11 protein-coding genes are annotated in these 15987 nt (G+C 72.7%); 1 reads left to right on the top strand and 10 read right to left on the bottom strand.

From position 1 onward, the window contains the following. Positions 1-18: 18 nt before the first annotated feature. The 3 genes from KM427_RS01500 to KM427_RS01490 form a co-directional block, all read right to left on the bottom strand. Positions 19-2154: a RecQ family ATP-dependent DNA helicase gene (locus KM427_RS01500; protein ID WP_215526013.1), complete on the bottom strand. Its 2136-nt coding sequence runs from the start codon at positions 2152-2154 to the stop codon at positions 19-21. A 204-nt stretch (positions 2155-2358) separates the two neighbouring features. Further along, positions 2359-3090 (bottom strand): 2-phosphosulfolactate phosphatase, encoded by a 732-nt coding sequence (locus KM427_RS01495; protein ID WP_215526012.1) that lies wholly within the window; start codon positions 3088-3090, stop codon positions 2359-2361. Further along, positions 3087-5036 (bottom strand): M13 family metallopeptidase, encoded by a 1950-nt coding sequence (locus KM427_RS01490; protein ID WP_286674264.1) that lies wholly within the window; start codon positions 5034-5036, stop codon positions 3087-3089. The genes KM427_RS01495 and KM427_RS01490 overlap by 4 nt, the downstream gene beginning before the upstream one ends. Before the next feature lie 181 nt (positions 5037-5217). Between KM427_RS01490 and KM427_RS01485 the strand changes: the two genes are divergently transcribed. Beyond that, positions 5218-6639 carry a hypothetical protein gene (locus tag KM427_RS01485; RefSeq protein WP_215526011.1) on the top strand — a complete coding sequence of 474 codons (1422 nt, stop codon included), beginning with the start codon at positions 5218-5220 and terminating at the stop codon, positions 6637-6639. A gap of 425 nt (positions 6640-7064) precedes the next feature. Here the strand turns inward: KM427_RS01485 and KM427_RS01480 are convergent, their stop codons facing one another. The 7 genes from KM427_RS01480 to KM427_RS01450 all read right to left on the bottom strand — a co-directional run bounded on the left by KM427_RS01480 (position 7065) and on the right by KM427_RS01450 (position 15986). Continuing rightward, positions 7065-7640: a TOPRIM nucleotidyl transferase/hydrolase domain-containing protein gene (locus KM427_RS01480; protein WP_215526010.1), complete on the bottom strand. Its 576-nt coding sequence runs from the start codon at positions 7638-7640 to the stop codon at positions 7065-7067. Between the two features lie 54 nt (positions 7641-7694). Further along, entirely contained in the window at positions 7695-8663 is a 969-nt protein-coding gene (locus KM427_RS01475; protein ID WP_183595475.1) for an NADPH:quinone oxidoreductase family protein, read from the bottom strand. Positions 8664-8696: 33 nt separating this feature from the next. Next, positions 8697-9941, bottom strand: a complete 1245-nt coding sequence (locus KM427_RS01470; RefSeq protein ID WP_252274943.1) for a M15 family metallopeptidase — start codon at positions 9939-9941, stop codon at positions 8697-8699. 39 nt (positions 9942-9980) lie between these two features. Beyond that, the gene (locus KM427_RS01465) at positions 9981-10964 is read right to left on the bottom strand and encodes an electron transfer flavoprotein subunit alpha/FixB family protein (RefSeq protein ID WP_183595476.1); all 984 of its coding nucleotides are present in this window, start codon (positions 10962-10964) and stop codon (positions 9981-9983) included. Then, complete coding sequence (locus KM427_RS01460) at positions 10961-11716, bottom strand: electron transfer flavoprotein subunit beta/FixA family protein (RefSeq protein ID WP_215526009.1); 756 nt, start codon at positions 11714-11716, stop codon at positions 10961-10963. Before KM427_RS01460 ends, KM427_RS01465 begins: the two co-directional genes overlap by 4 nt. Further along, positions 11716-14247, bottom strand: coding sequence for a GcvT family protein (locus tag KM427_RS01455; protein ID WP_215526008.1), 2532 nt, complete (start codon positions 14245-14247; stop codon positions 11716-11718). Before KM427_RS01455 ends, KM427_RS01460 begins: the two co-directional genes overlap by 1 nt. Before the next feature lie 116 nt (positions 14248-14363). Then, complete coding sequence (locus KM427_RS01450) at positions 14364-15986, bottom strand: BCCT family transporter (protein ID WP_183595479.1); 1623 nt, start codon at positions 15984-15986, stop codon at positions 14364-14366. Position 15987 lies beyond the last annotated feature (1 nt).

The following is a 15987-nucleotide window of genomic DNA, read 5'->3' as shown; positions in this document are numbered from 1 at the left end:
GGACCAGTCCCGGACCGGCTACGCCTGGGTGGCCAGCACCAGGGGCCGGACCTCGGCGGCGCCCGCCCCGCGGATCGCCCGCGCGGCCAGGGTGAGCGTCCAGCCGGTGCCGACCCGGTCGTCGACCAGCAGGATCCGGCCGCCCTCGGGCACCTCGGCCCGGAGGCCGAAGCGCCGGCCCACCGCGGCGATCCGCTGCGCGGAGTTGGCCGCTCCCTGGTCGGGCGCCACGTCGGGGTCGACGATGGCCCACCGCCCCACGACCGGCACCCGCAGGTAGCGGGAGAGGCCGTCGGCCAGGTCGGCGGTCAGCGTCGGCCGAGTGGCGGACTCGACGACCACGATGCCGTCGACCGGCGGCCGCCAGTCGTCGAGCACCTCGATGACCGCGCGGACCAGCGGCACGGGCACCGGGCCGTCCGGGGTCGACGTGGCGAAGAGCTCGCGCAGCGCGTTGCCGTAGCCGAGGTCGGTGAGCCGGGCGACGGCCCGGCCCTCCTCGGCGGCCTCCCGGATCTTGCCCTTGAGCTCGACGCCGAGGTTGCCGAGCGCGGTCGGCCACATCTTGCGCGGCTCGATCACCACGCCGGGCCGCGCGAGCCGGGCCTCGGCCTCCTCGACCGCGGCGGCGGAGATCTCGGTGGCGACGCTCAGGCCGCCGCAGTTGTCGCAACGGCCGCAGTCGAGCTCGGCGTCGAGGTCGGGATCGTCGAGCTGCTCACGCAGGTAGCGCATCCGGCAGCCGTCGGTCGCGATGTAGTCGAGCATCGCCTGCTGCTCGCGCTCGCGCGCCTCGCGGACCCGGAGGTAGCGCTCCTCGTCGTAGGTCCACGGCCGGCCGGTCGCCTCCCAGCCGCCGCGGACCCGGCGCACGGCACCGTCGACGTCGAGCACCTTCAGCATCGTCTCGAGCCGGGTGCGGTTGAGGTCGACGTACGTCTCGAGCGTGGCGGTGCTCAGCGGCCGGCCCTCCTCGGCCAGCACCTCGAGCGTGCGGCGCACCTGCTCCTCGCGCGGGAAGGCGAGCGAGGCGAAGTAGGCCCAGATGTCGCGGTCCTCGGTCGCCGGCAGGAGCACCACCGTGGCGCTCTCCAGATCCTCGGGGAGTCCGCGGCCGGCGCGGCCGACCTGCTGGTAGTAGGACACCGGCGACGCGGGCGCGCCCAGGTTGACCACGAAGCCGAGCGTCGCGTCGAAGCCCATGCCGAGCGCGCTGGTCGCGACCAGCGCCTTGACCCGCCCGCCGGCGAGATCCTGCTCGAGGGCGTGCCGCTCGGTGGTCTCGGTCTGGCCGGAGTACGCCGCGACGTCGTGGCCGCGCGAGCGCAGGTAGTCGGCGACCTCCTGGGTGGCCGCCACCGTCAGGCAGTAGACGATGCCGGACCCGGGCTGCTCGGCGAGATGGTCGGCGAGCCAGGCCAGGCGCTGCTCGGGGGTCTTCAGGCGCACCACGCCGAGCCGCAGCGACTCGCGGTCGAGCGAGCCGCGCAGCACCAGGACGTCTCCCAGGGATCCGGCACGGCCCAGCTGCTCGGCGACGTCCTGGGTGACCCGGGCGTTGGCGGTCGCGGTGGTCGCGAGCACCGGGATGCCGTCGGGCAGGTCGCCGAGCAGCGTACGGATCCGGCGGTAGTCGGGCCGGAAGTCGTGGCCCCAGTCGGAGATGCAGTGGGCCTCGTCGACGACCAGCAGCCCGCAGGTCGCCGCCAGCCGCGGCAGCACCTCGTCGCGGAAGCCGGGGTTGTTGAGCCGCTCGGGGCTGACCAGCAGCACGTCGACCTCGCCGGCCCGGATCGACTCCTGGATCGGCTCCCAGTCCTCCATGTTCGTGGAGTTGATGGTCACCGCCCGGATGCCCGCACGCTCCGCGGCGGCGATCTGGTTGCGCATCAGCGCGAGCAGCGGCGACACGATCACGGTCGGGCCCGCGCCCTGCTCGCGCAGCAGCAGCGTCGCGACGAAGTAGACCGCCGACTTGCCCCAGCCCGTCTTCTGCACCACCAGCGCCCGGCGCCGGTGCACGACGAGCGCCTCGATCGCCGACCACTGGTCCTCGCGCAGCACGGCGTCGCCCTGGCCGTCGCGGGGGCCGACCAGCGCTCGGAGGTGGGCCTCCGCGCTGCGGCGTACGTCGGTCGTGGTCGGCGTGCTCATGTCGCCTGTCTACCAGCGGCCGCCGACCGCCGATCCCCGCCCTCCACAGGAAAGTGCCGGGACCGAGGTATCTGCGGCCCGGAGGCGTGCTCCTGGAAGGTGCCAGCGCGCAACACGGGGTGCGTTCGCTGGCAGGGGTCACACCCTGGGCAGGTGCCCTGCGTGAGCCGCAGCGACGCAGGGCGCCTGTCCGCCTCCGGTCGGTCAGCCCGCCTCGAACGCGCCGTGCGTCAGCACGGGTACGACGTCGCTGCCGTCGAGCTCGGCGGCCACGGCGACGTCGCCGGCGAAGCCGATCGCGGCCAGCTCGCGGCCGCTCGCACACGCCGCGAGCTCGTCGGCCAGGTGCGGCTCGACGGCCCGGAACGCCCGCTCGGCCAGCCGCGCCTCCGGGCTCAGGCCGCCCACCCCGAGGTCGACCAGCGCGGCGATGAGGGCGCCGGCGCCCCAGAGGTCCTCGACGGCCGGCCGCAGCGACCCGTCGGGCCACCGCTCGCCGCCCGCGACCACCGCCACCGCACCCCCGCGCCCCGCGAGCCGGCGGGCGACCGCGGACCGGTTGCGCAGCGAGGCGCCGACGACCTCGGCGCCGGCCTCCGCGAGGGCGACGCTGATCGCCGAGCCGTTGGGCGAGGGCAGCACCAGCCGCTCGACGCCCACCGACTCACGCACCGACACCGGCGACAGGCTCACGCCCTCCCGCTGGGACCGCCCGGTCGCGAGGACGGCGCCGCGCTCCGCGGCGTACGCCGCCGCCCGCTCGTCCTTCCAGCGGAACGGATAGACGGTGATCCCGCGGTCGGCCGCGACGCTCAGCGTCGTCGTGAACGACAGCACGTCGACCACCACGGCCACCGGCGCCGCCACGGCCGCGGCGCCGGTCGGGCCCCACTCCAGGCGGACGTCGTACGCCGCCTGGCGGTGGGCCAGGTTCACCAGATCCGTACCCGATCGGCGGGGTCGAGCCAGAGGCCGTCACCGTCGGAGGTCTCGAAGACCTCGTGGAACTCGTCGAGGTTGCGCACGATGTTGGCGCGGAACTCCGGCGGGCTGTGCGGGTCGATGGTGAGGTACTGCTGGTCGAGCTCCTTGCGGCGCTTGGTGCGCCAGCAGTAGGCCCAGTTCATGAAGAGCCGCTGCCGCTCCTCGACGGAGGCGGAGCCGCCGCGGGCGATGAGGTACGCCGTGTGGCCGATCGTCAGGCCGCCGAGGTCGCCGATGTTCTCGCCAACGGTCAGGGCACCGTTGACGTGCTCGCCGGGCAGGTTGCGCGGCTCGAAGCCGTCGTACTGCTCGATCAGCTTCTTCGACTTCACCTCGAAGGCGGACTTGTCGTCGGGGGTCCACCAGTCGTTGAGGTTGCCGGCACCGTCGTACTGCGCGCCCTGGTCGTCGAAGCCGTGGCCGATCTCGTGCCCGATGACCGCGCCGATGCCGCCGTAGTTCTCGGCCTCCTCGGCGTCGGCGGAGAAGAACGGCTTCTGCAGGATCCCGGCCGGGAAGCAGATCTCGTTGGTGCCCGGGTTGTAGTAGGCGTTGACGGTCTGCGGCAGCATGAACCACTCGTCGCGGTCGACCGGTGCGCCGATCTTCGCGAGCTCGCGGTCGGTCTCGAAGGCCGACGCGGCGGCGACGTTGCCGAGCAGGTCGTCGCGGGCGACCTGGAGCGCCGAGTAGTCACGGAACTTCTCCGGGTAGCCGATCTTGGGCCGGAACCGGTCGAGCTTCTCGTACGCCCGCTGCTTGGTCTCCTCGGTCATCCAGTCGAGCCGCGAGATCGACTGGCGGTAGGCCGCGAGCAGGTTGGCGACCAGCTCGTCCATCATCGCCTTCGACCGCGGCGGGAAGTGCCGCGCGACGTACTCCTTGCCGACGGCCTCGCCGATCGCGCCCTCGGCGAACGCCACTCCGCGCTTCCAGCGGGCCCGCAGCTCCGGCGTGCCGTTGAGGGTGCGGCCGTAGAAGTCGAAGTTGGCCTCGACGAACTCGTCGGTGAGGTAGCCCGCGGCCGCGCGCAGCACGTGGGAGAGCAGCCACTCGCGCCAGTCGTCGATCGGGACCTCGTCGAGCACCGTCGACAGGTGCTCGAAGTACGACGGCTGCCGCACGCAGACCTCCGCGAGCGTCTCGTCGGAGCCGCCGAGGTTGGTGACGTAGGCGTCCCAGTCGAAGCTCGGGCAGATCTCGACGAGCTCCGCCTTGGTCTTCAGGTTGTAGGTCTTCTGGACGTCGCGGGTCTCCGCGCGCTCCCAGTGGCCGGCCGCGAGCCGGGTGTCGATGCCGAGCACGATGGCCGCGGCGCCCTCGGGGTCGGGACGCTCGGCGAGCGTGAAGAGCCTCGTCAGGTAGGCGACGTACTTCTCCCGCACCTCGGCGAACTTCTCGTCGCGGTAGTAGGACTCGTCGGGCAGGCCCAGGCCGCCCTGGACCAGGTTGAAGAGGTAGCGATCGGAGTTCTTGCTGTCGGTGTCGACGTAGGACCCGAAGAGGCCGTGCCCACCGGTGCGCTCGAACTCGCCGAGGAACGCCGCCAGGTCGCGCACGTCGCGCAGCCCGGCCACCGCGTCGATCATCGGCTGCACCGGGCGGAGGCCCTGGGCGTCGATCGTCTCGGTGTCCATGAACGAGTGGAAGAGGTCGCCGATCTTGCGGGCGTCCTCGTCGACGTCCTCGCCCGCCGCGACGCGCTGGGCGAGGTCCTCGATGATCGCGTGCACCTGCTCCTCGGCGATCTCCGCGAGCTGGACGAAGGGGCCCCAGCTCGAGCGGTCGGACGGGATCTCGGTCTGCGCGAGCCAGCGCCCGTTGACGTGACCGAAGAGGTCGTCCTGCGGACGGATGGTGGTGTCCATGCCCTCGCGGGCGTCCTCGAGAATGCTCACGCCCTCGACCCTAGTCCCCATCCCAGGGGCGGGCGTAGAGGCGGGGCGGCGAACGACGCCGCCGATCGGCCGCGGTGGCCGAACCACCCGAAGGGACCATTCCGGTGGCGCCCCCGCCGATGCCACGCTCGGCTCTCGTCCCTCAGTTCCGCACCGCTGGTCACACACGATCGGAGTCGGCATGCGCTCCCGCCTGTTCGCCGCCGCCGCGCTCGGCGCACTGACGCTCACCGCGCTCGCCCCAGCCTCCGTCTCCGCGGCCGAAGACGCCGGTACGTCGTACCAGCGCGGCGCCCCGGGCACGTGGACCAGGATCACCACCGGCGAGGTCACGAACATCGCGGAGCCCGGGCTCTACCGGACCCCCGACGGCGTGCTGCACGTGCTCTACCACCGGCGGAACGCCTCCAGCGAGGACCTCGCCTTCACCAACGTCTCCTCGACCGGCAAGGTCGTCGCGACCGGCAACGCCGTCACCGGCTGGGCGAGCCTGCCGAACGACCCGAAGATCGTGGCCGGACCGGGCGGCGGCATGCGCCTGGTCTTCGGCGGGCTCCAGGACACCGACGTCGAGAACCCCTACAGCGCGGGCCGGATGTACAGCTCGCTCGCCGACGCCGCCGGCACCTCGTGGGCACTGCAGCCGGGCGCGCTGACGCAGAGCGGCTACGCCTATGGCAGCTACGGCACCGGCGCGACCACCCTGGCCGACGGCAGCACCCCGGTCGTGAGCTTCCCGCTCAACACCGAGGTGACCTGGAACGCCGGCGGCGCCGACGCGGCCTTCACCACGGGCCAGTGCTGCTCCTATCACACGACCCTCGCCCGCGAGGGCGACGCGGTGTGGGTGGCCTACTACTCGAACAGCTCGGCCGAGGCCGAGCAGGGCACCTTCGTGCGGCAGCTGCTGCCGAGCGCCGGCCCGTCGATCAAGGCGCCGCAGTCGACGACGAACGGCGACTCGCTCGCCCCCGGCCAGTCCACGCCGTTCGTCGCCCGCCCGGGCGGCGGGCTGTTCGCGACGTACTGCATCGGCTACCCGACCTGCACCAGGCTCGGGCTCTGGCAGGTCGGCTCGGCCAAGCCGATCACGGTCCCCGGCTCGGTGGGCGCGCAGGAGTACGCGATGGCGGTCGGCCCCGCCGGCCGGATCTGGGTGGCGTGGGCAGAGGCGGACACCAACATCGTGCACGCCACGCACACCGGCACGAAGGGCCTGCGGTTCGGCGCCGTCAGCACGATCAAGGCGCCGAAGGGCGCCACGATCTACCGGATCGCCGTGGCCGGCTCCGACGGCTCGGCCGACCTGGTCGTCGGCGACGGCGCGTCGATGTTCCACCAGCTGGTGCTGCCCGGCCTGTCGCTCAAGGCCTCCCCGACCGCCTGGAAGAGGGCGACGAAGCGGAAGGTCACCTTCAAGGTGACCGATGCCGGCGTCGCGGTGAAGGGCGCCAAGGTCACCGCCGCCGGCAAGTCCTGCACCACCGCCGGCTCGGGCGCCTGCTCGATCACCTTCGCCCCGTCCAACAAGAAGCACCGCCTCTGGGCCACCGCCCGCCACACCGGCTACGGCGCCGCCAAGGTCCGCCTGCGCCAGAAGTAGCCCCGCCCTTCGGTGGTTGAGGTGCGAGGGCCGCCAGGCCCGAGCCTCGAAACCACCGTCACCCGACCCCGGTTGTTGAGGTGCGAGGGCCGCCAGGCCCGAGCCTCGAAACCACCGCCTCGATCCAGCGGTCGCCGTCCGGGCGTCGCCGTCGCTCCCTTCGCTAGAGCTCCCGGAGTCGCACCGCGGGGATGGTCAGGCAAAGCGAGCCCGACACGCCGTCGTTCCCCGGCGTGTCGCCCTCGCTTTCCCTGACCACCCCAGCGGGTCATCGGCGTGTCTCGCCGTTTCCCCGGGCGGCCGGTGAAACGGCGGGAGATGCGCCACGCGCACCCACCCCCAGCCGAGTCGCACCCCCGCTCCAACGTGAGCTCCCCTACCCCGACGTCGTCATCGAGTACGCCGCCTGACCGGAGCAACCGGCGTCAACGTGCCAGGTCGACGGCCCGCATCAGCACCCCCGCCAGCGGGGCCGGCACCCGGTCGGGCTCCAGGGCATCGGTCAGCGACCCCGCGTACCGCGCCTTGCGACCCGCCTTGGATCCCAGGAAGCGGCGGAGCACCTCGGTGCGGGTCCAGGACCGCTGGGCGGGCATCGCCGCCAGCAGGTCCAGCGAGCGCGTCTCCCCGGCGTCGCCGATCACCCGCTCGACGGCCGGTACGCCGAGCGCGCGGATGAGCTCGTCCTCCAGGTCCGCGGTGCAGGCGAAGAAGCCGAGCGCCGACAGCGCGCCGAGGTCCCGGGTCACGGTGAGGCCGGCCGCGCGGAGACCGCGGCGGACGACGTGCTCCTCGGGGGCGTCGTACAGGCCGGCGAGCGGGAGGTCGAGCCCGCGAGGTCCGAAGCGCAGGGCGGAGGACCGGAGGTTCGTGATGCCACCCATCGCGACGACCGCGACCCCGTGGGCGCTGAGGTCGTGGCCGAGGAGCCGGGCGAGCGCGTGCACCGCGCACCGGTCGCTGTCGCCCTCGACCAGCACGACGACCCGCGGTGACTCCACCCCACCATTGGCCGGGACCCGCCACGACGGGTCAACCGGATATCGGTGCGCTGGTCAGTCCCGCACCCGGACCACGGACTTGCCGAGCGTACGGCGCTCCTCCATGTCGACGAGGGCGCGGCCGAACTCCTCGAGCTCGTACGTCGCGCCGATCGGCGGCCGGATCACGCCGGACTCCATCATCGGGAGCAGCTCGGCCCACTGCTGCTGCAGGTAGCCGGGACGCGCCATCGCGTAGGCACCCCAGCCGACGCCGCGCACATCGATGTTGTTGAGCAGCAGCCGGTTGACCTTCACCTCCGGGATGCCCTGGCCCGCGGCGAACCCGACGACCAGCAGCCGCCCCTGAGCCGCCAGCGCCCGCAGCGAGTCGGTGAAGGCCGCGCCGCCCACGACGTCGAGGACCACGTCGACGCCCCGGCCGTCGGTGAGGTCCTTGACCGCCGGGAGGAACCCGTCGAGCAGCACGACCTCGTCGGCACCGGCGGCCCGCGCGATCGCGGCCTTCTCCTCGGTGCTGACGACGGCGATGGTGCGCGCGCCGTACCCCTGGGCCACCTGGAGGGTCGCGGTCCCGACCCCGCCGGCCGCGCCGTGCACGAGCACGGTCTCGCCCGGGCAGAGCTGACCGCGCTCGGCGAGCGCGAACTGCGCGGTGAGGTAGTTCATCGGCAGCGCCGCGCCCTCGTCGAGGGAGACGCCGTCGGGCAGCGCGAACGTGAAGTCCGCCGGGCTCGCGACCCGCTCGGCGGCGTTGCCGTAGCCCCCCACGCCCGCGACCCGCTGCCCGGGCTCGAAGCCCGCGGGGCCGGAGACGACGACGCCGGCGAAGTCGACGCCGAGGGTGAACGGCAGCTCCGGCCTGAGCTGGTACTGCCCCTTGCTCAGCAGCAGGTCGGGGAAGGAGACCCCGATCCGGTGCACGTCGACCAGCACGTCGCCCGGCCCCGGAGTCGGCTCGGGCACCTCGTTGACGACGACGTCGGCGGGACCGGTGGGCTGGACGACCTGGACGGCGCGCATGGCCCGAGGCTAGCGAGTCGCGCCGGGGCCGGGTCAGCGCGGGGAGACCAGCTCGTGCATCTCGAAGTGCATCGGGTCGGTGTAGCGCCAGCGGCCGCCCCAGGTGAATCCCCACTTCTCGAAGGCGGCGACCACGCCGCGGTCCATCTCGCCCGTGGTGCCGCGCTGGTTGCCGGAGACGTTGAGGTCGAGGGCGAGCCCGAAGGCGTGGTTGGAGAGTGTCGTCGAGCCGGCGATGAAGCGCGGGTAGTAGCAGCCGGCGTAGTCGTCGCGGTCGATCTCGTCGGCGAGCCCGCGCGAGACGACCTCCTCGAGGGCGGCCCGCAGCTGGGGGAGGATCAGCTTGTTGCAGGTGACCGACCCGAGGATCGGCACCGACTCCGTGGTGATGTGCTCGGCGACCCAGCCCGGGTCGGGCTCGATCTTGCCGGCGCCCAGCACCCGGTAGCGGTAGACGCCCACCGCGTCGGCGATCGTCCCGACGACGACGGCGGTCTGCACGACGTCGGGGTCCAGTCCCTCGCGGGCCACGACGTCGGTCATCTGCACCGACGCGTCGGTGCCGCGCAGCAGCCGCTCGATCGGCTTGCGCAGCGGTCCGGGTGCGGCGGTCGCCGTCCGGATCAGCAGGGAGTTGTCCGGCGTCATGCCGAGCGTCTTCACCCACGTCTCGTTGACGACCGCGTCGGCCTGCCAGGTCTGCTGGGCATAGGCGCCGACGTGGATGCGGGGCGCGTCGGCGGTGCTGCCGAGCGCGACGAACCCCTGCTCGTCGACCGGCAGCTCGCGCTCGGCCGCCGGCCGGATGGCGAGCTCGCCACCGGCGACCCGGTCCCAGATCGCCTGCTTCCTGGCGCTGGGCAGCGAGACGACGTAGTTGCGGTACGTCGCGGGGTCGACCGCGAGCACCGAGAGCGTGCGGTTCTCGACCGGGATCTCCGCCCGGGCGACCCGCTCCACGTCGGTGACGCCGGGAAGCGCGCGGATCCGGGCGACCAGGTCGGGCGGGATGGTCTCGGCGCTGGTCACGATGATGTCCGGCGGCCCCCAGCGGCCCTCGCGCGCACCCGGGGCGTCGACGGCGTGGGCGGGGTCCAGCGTCGGGACCGCGGACGGCGTGGGCGTGCCGCTCGCGGACCCCGACGTCGCCGGGTCGGCCGGTCGGTCGTCGGCACGCGGCGAGCCCTCGCAGGCGGTGGCGGACGCAGCCAGGAGCAGCACGAGGGCGAGCGAGGCGGCCCGCCGTCGCCCGGTCGTGCGTGCTCCCCCCGATCTCACCGGTCCAAGGGTAGGCGGACCGGGTACGGCGCGCAGCCGTCAGCCCGCGCGCCGGCGCCTGATCTCGGCGTTGATCGCCGGCACCACCTCGTGCAGGTCGCCGATCACGGCGTACGTCGCCTTGGTGACCATCGGCGCCTCGGCGTCGGTGTTGATCGCGAGGATCGCCTTCGCCGACGAGCAGCCGGCCCAGTGCTGGATGGCGCCGCTGATGCCGCACGGGATGTAGAGGTCCGGCGAGATCCGCGACCCGGTCTGGCCCACCTGCTCGTGGTGCGGCCGCCAGCCGAGCGAGGTGACCACCCGCGAGACGCCGAGGGACCCGTCGAGCAGCTCGGTCAGCTCGAGCAGGTCGGCGAACCCGTCGGCCGACCCGGCGCCGCGGCCCGCGCCGACGACGACCTTGGCGGACTTGAGGCTGCCGGACAGGTCCGGCTCGGGCTCCTCGGTCGACACCACCCGCGCGACCAGGTCGGCGGGGTCGACGACCGGCCGCTCGACCACGACGTTCCCGACGCCCGGGGTCGGCGCCGGCGTCGCCTCCACGGCGTGGCCGGCGACGGTGAACACCGCGGGCCGCTGCCCGAGCTCCATCTCCTCGAGCGCCGCGCCACCGACGACCTGGCGGGTCACGGTGAAGGGCGACAGGCCCGAGAACGACAGCACGTTGGCCGCCATCGCGACACCGGCCCGGGCGGCGACGTGGGCCATCACCTCGTTGCCGCGCGGCGTGCCGGCGGCCATCACGACCACGGCGTTCTTGGCGGCCCGCACGCCGAGGACGCCCGCGGCCCAGGCCGCCCCGGAGAACGCGTCGAACGCCTCGCCGGTCAGCGCGTGCACGTCGCGGACGCCGTACGCCGCGAGCTGCTCGGCCAGCCCGGCCGACGGCTCGCCGACGACCACGGCGTCGATCGGCACGCCGCCCCCGGCCTCCGCGAGCGAGCGGGCGAAGGCGACGGTCTCGCGGGAGACCTCGACGGCGGCGCCGGACAGGTCGGTCTCGACGAGCACGACGATCATCGGGCGATCACCCCCAGCCGCTCGAACAGGTCGACCACCGCGGGCGCGGCCTCGGCGCCCTTGCCGAGCACCTGCACGTCCGACGGCGTCGGCGGGGGCAGCAGCAGCCGAACCCGGCCGGTCCCCGCGGGCGGAGCGGCCGGCTCGCGCTCCTCGATCGGGACCTTCTTCGCCTTCATCCGGCCCGGGACGGTCGGGTAGCGCGGCTCGACCCCGCCCTCGAGCACGGTGACGACCGCGGGCAGCGGCAGCCGGTAGGTCTCGTGCCCGTCGGGGCCCGAGACGTGCACGGTCGCGGTCGGCCCGTCGGGACCGTCCCCCACCGTCACGGTCTGGGCGCCGTTGACCACCGGCCAGCCCAGCTCGTAGGCCAGCCGGATGCCGACCTGGAAGTCGCCGCTGTCGGCGGCGTCGTTGCCGAGCAGCACCAGGTCGTGCCCGTGCTCGCGGACGACGCCCGCCAGCTCGCGGGCGACGTCGGCGGGGCCGAAGGTCTGCGGATCGGCCACGAGGTGGGTGGCCGCCGTGCAGCCGACCGCGAGTGCCGCACGCAGCTGCTCGACCGCGTCGGCGTCGCCGAGGGTGACGACCCGGGACTCACCGAGACGGACGGCGAGCTCGACCGCGCACTCCTCGTGCGCGCTCATGGTGAAGCCGGCGAACCGGCCGTCCACCGCCTGCGCGTCGTCGGTCAGCACCACCTCGCTGGAGGAGTCGACGACCCGCTTGACGGCGACCAGGGGCGCGACCATCACTTCATCCGCTCGTTGGCGGGGTCGTACGGCGCGGTGGCGTCGGCGGAGACGACGGTGACCGGGTAGAGCTCCTCCATGTACGACACGGCGAGCTCGGTGCCCACCCGCGCCTGCTCGGGCGGCAGGTAGGCCATCAGCAGGTGCTTGCCCAGCGACGGCGCCGAGCCGGCGGTGGTGACGTAGGGGTGGTGACCGTGGCCGTCGGTGAGCGGCTCGCCGGAGCGGGTCAGGATCGGCTCGCCGCCCAGCATGTAGCGCTTCACCCCGGACGCCGACGTGTGGTCGTCGACGGCCATCGTGCAGAGCACGGTCTCCGGCGCCTCCCCGGAATCGAGCCGAGCGCGCTGCGCGAGGTAGGCCTCCCGGCCGGTGAAGTCGGCGGCCTTGACCTTCGGCCGCTGCATGCCGGCCTCGACGATGGTCCGCTCGGCGTCGAGCTCCGCGCCGACGGCCCGGTAGGCCTTCTCGATCCGACCGGTGGTGCCGTAGACACCGATGCCGACCGGCACCACGCCGGACGACGAGCCGGCGTCGAGCAGCGCGTCCCAGAGCTGCGCGGCGGCGTCGACCCCGACGTAGAGCTCCCAGCCGAGCTCGCCGACGTAGGAGATCCGCGACGCGAGCACCGGCAGGCCGGCGACCGTGATCTCACGGCAGGTGAGCATCGCGAAGCCCTCGCCGGACACGTCGTCGGAGGTGAGTGAGGCGAGCACATCGCGGGCCCGCGGACCCCACAGGCCGATCGTCGCGATGTCGTCGGTGCGCGGGGTGAGCGTCGTGTCGGGCCCGGCGTGGTCGGCGAACCACGACCGGTCCGCCGGGCCGTGCGCTGCTCCGGTGACGACGCGGAAGTGCTCGTCGCCCAGGCGCATCACGGTGAGGTCGGCCTTGAAGCCGCCCGCCCCGTCGAGCACCGGCGTGTAGACGACCTTGCCGACCGGCACGTCGCACTGGGCGACACAGGTGCTCTGCACGGCGTCGAGCGCGCCCGGGCCCGTGATGTCGAAGACCTCGAACGCCGAGAGATCGACGACGCCGCCGGCCTCGCGCATCCGGAGGTGCTCGGCGTTGATGACCGGGCTCCACCAGCGGGCGTCCCACTCGTGCTCGCGGGGCAGCACCGCGTCGCCGTACTCCTCGAGCAACGGGGCGTTGGACTCGTACCAGTGCGGCCGCTCCCAGCCGCCGGTCTCGAAGAAGACGGCGCCCAGCTTCACCTGGGAGTCGTGCATCGCGGCGAGGCGCTGGTCGCGGTCGGACTCGTACTGCTCGGACGGGTGCACGATCCCGTAGGTCTTGATGAACGACTCGGTGGTGCGCAGCCGGGTGTGCTCGCGGCGCATCTGGTGGGGGTGGAAGCGCCGGATGTCGCTGTGGCTGACGTCGATCTCCGAGTGACCGTCGACCATCCACTCGGCGACCGCACGGCCGACGCCCGGACCCTCCTTGATCCAGACCGCGGCCGCGGTCCACAGACCCTCGACCAGGCTCTCACCGAGGATCGGGTTGCCGTCGCAGGTCAGCGACAGCAGGCCGTTGATGGCGTAGCGCATCTCCGCACCCTCGGCGCCGAGCAGCTCCGGCATCAGCTCGTAGGCCTGCTCCAGCTGCGGGTCGAAGTCGTCGGAGGTGAAGGGCATCTCGGTCGGCGACAGCTTCGCCTGCTCGATCGAGGGGATGTCCTCGGGCTCGTGCAGGATCGCGCGGTGCGCGTAGGAGCCGACCTCCATGTCGGCGCCGTGCTGCCGCTCGTAGCAGAAGGTGTCCATGTCGCGGACGATCGGGAAGGAGATCTCGCCCTCCCGCTCGGCCAGCTGCGGGCACGGCCCGACGCTGATCATCTGGTGCACCGCGGGCGTCAGCGGGATCGAGATCCCGGCCATGTCGCCGATCTTGGGGCTCCAGACGCCGCAGGCGATCACGACGTACTCGGTCTCGATGTCGCCGCCGTCGGTGCGCACCCGGCGGATCCTGCGACCACTGGGCACGTCCTCCACGTCGAGGCCGACGACCTCGGCGTTCGGCACCACGGTGAGCGCCCCGGCCTCCAGCGCGCGCTCGCGCATGATCGTGCCCGCCCGCAGCGAGTCGACCACGCCCACGCTCGGCGTCCAGAACGCCCCGATGAACTGGTCCTCCTCGATGAAGGGCACCTTCTCCTTCACGAACGCCGGGTCGACCAGCTCGGACTCGATGCCCCACGCCCGCGCGCTCGACATCCGGCGCCGCAGCTCCTCCATGCGCTCCGGCGTGCGCGCGATCTCGAAGCCGCCGGACTGGGTGAAGACGCCCATCTCCTGGTACTGCCGCACGGAGTCGAGCGTCAGATCGGTGATCTCCCGGGAGTGGTCCACGGGGAAGATGAAGTTGGAGGCGTGGCCGGTCGAGCCGCCCGGGTTCGGCAGCGGCCCCTTGTCGATCTGCACGATGTCGCGCCAGCCGAGCCGCGCGAGGTGGTGGACGAGGCTGTTGCCGACGATGCCGGCGCCGATCACGACGACCTTCGCCGAGGCGGGGACGGTGGCCATGGCGTCTCCTTCATTGTTGCGTATTGTGCAACACGATGCGTATTACGAAACCATCCTCAGTGTTGGCCGGACGCCCCGCGACTGTCAAGGCGGTCGCGGGGTCGTCCGGTCGTCGGTCACTCCGGCGCGGAGCCCTCTCGGCGCTGCTCGAGCAGCAGCTCGCGCTCGCGACTCGGGATCAGCGAGATGTCGGGCTCCTGGCGCAGCGCCTTCATCAGCGAGAAGCACATCGCGATCAGCACCACCATGAACGGTCCGGCGACGATGATCACCAGGGTCTGCAGGGCCTCCAGTCCGCCCTGCCAGAGCAGCAGCGCGGCGACGCAGCCCATCGCCACGCCCCAGAAGACGACCAGCCAGCGCCGCGGCTCCTCCTCGCCGTGCTCGCTGAGCATCCCCATCACGATCGACGCGCTGTCCGCGCCGGTGACGAAGAAGATCGCCACCAGGAAGATCGCCAGGCCGACCGTGATGCCCGACAGCGGGAACTCGCGCAGGGTGTCGAAGAGCGCGTTCTCCAGCCCGGCGGCGAGCGAGGCCGGCATGTCGACGCCCTCCTTGAGCTGGAGGTCGAACGCCGCGCCGCCCATGATCGAGAACCAGACGAACGACACCAGGCTCGGCACCAGGATCACGAAGATCACGAACTGCCGGATGGTCCGGCCCTTCGAGATCCGGGCGATGAACATGCCGACGAACGGCGTCCACGAGATCCACCAGGCCCAGTAGAAGATCGTCCAGCCGTTCAACCACGCGCTGTCGCCGAACACCCCGGTGCGGAAGCTCATCGTCGGCAGGTGGGTGAGATAGCCGCCGAGCGACTCGGTGAACGTGCCCAGGATGAACACGGTCGGGCCGACGACGAAGAGGAAGAGCACCAGCAGCCCGGCCGCGACCGCGTTGGCGTTCGAGAGGTACTTGATGCCCCTCTCGACGCCCGAGACCGCGGACGCCACGAAGCAGAGCGTCAGGAAGCCGATCACCCCGACCGCCAGGAGCTTGCTGTCACCGCCCTCGCCGAAGACGTTGTCGATGCCCCCGGTGATCTGGAGCGCACCGAGGCCGAGCGAGGTGGCCGAGCCGAAGAGCGTCGCGAAGATCGCGATGACGTCGATGCCCTTGCCGACCGGCCCGTCCACCCGGTCGCCGAGCAGCGGCCGGAACGTGCCGCTCACCAGGTTGCCGGCGCGCTTGCGGTAGGCGAAGTAGCCGATCGCCAGGCCGATCACGGCGTACATCGCCCACGGGTGGAAGCCCCAGTGGAAGAACGTGTACTCCATGGCGAGGTTGGCGGCCTCCGGGCTCGCCGGCTCGGCGAGCCCGAGCGGCGGGGTGTTCAGGTGGGTCAGGGGCTCGGCGACGCCCCAGAACATCAGCCCGATCCCCATGCCGGTCGCGAACATCATCGAGACCCAGGAGAACGTCGAGAACTCCGGCTCGGAGTCGTCGGGGCCGAGCTTGATGTTCCCGAACCGGGAGATGGCCAGGTAGGCCGAGAAGATCACGAAGCCCGCGCTGGTGAGCACGAACAGCCACCCGAACGAGTCGGTGACCCAGGCCAGGATCTCGGACGTGCCGTCTCCCATCGCCTCCGGGGCGACGACCCCGGAGGCGACGAAGGCGATGGAGATCGCGGCGGCGACGCCGAACACGACCTTGTCGATCGGCAGCTTGCCGTCGGGCTCCCGCGGGGCGCCGGACCCCGCCGGCGCTCCCGCTCTCTCGTGTACGTCGGTCATC

The sequence above is a fragment of the Nocardioides sp. LMS-CY genome (genome assembly GCF_018732145.1).
Classification (GTDB): Bacteria; Actinomycetota; Actinomycetes; order Propionibacteriales; family Nocardioidaceae; genus Nocardioides; species Nocardioides soli.
Note: the sequence above shows the minus strand (reverse complement) of the source record. Positions and strands in the feature narration are given on the sequence as shown.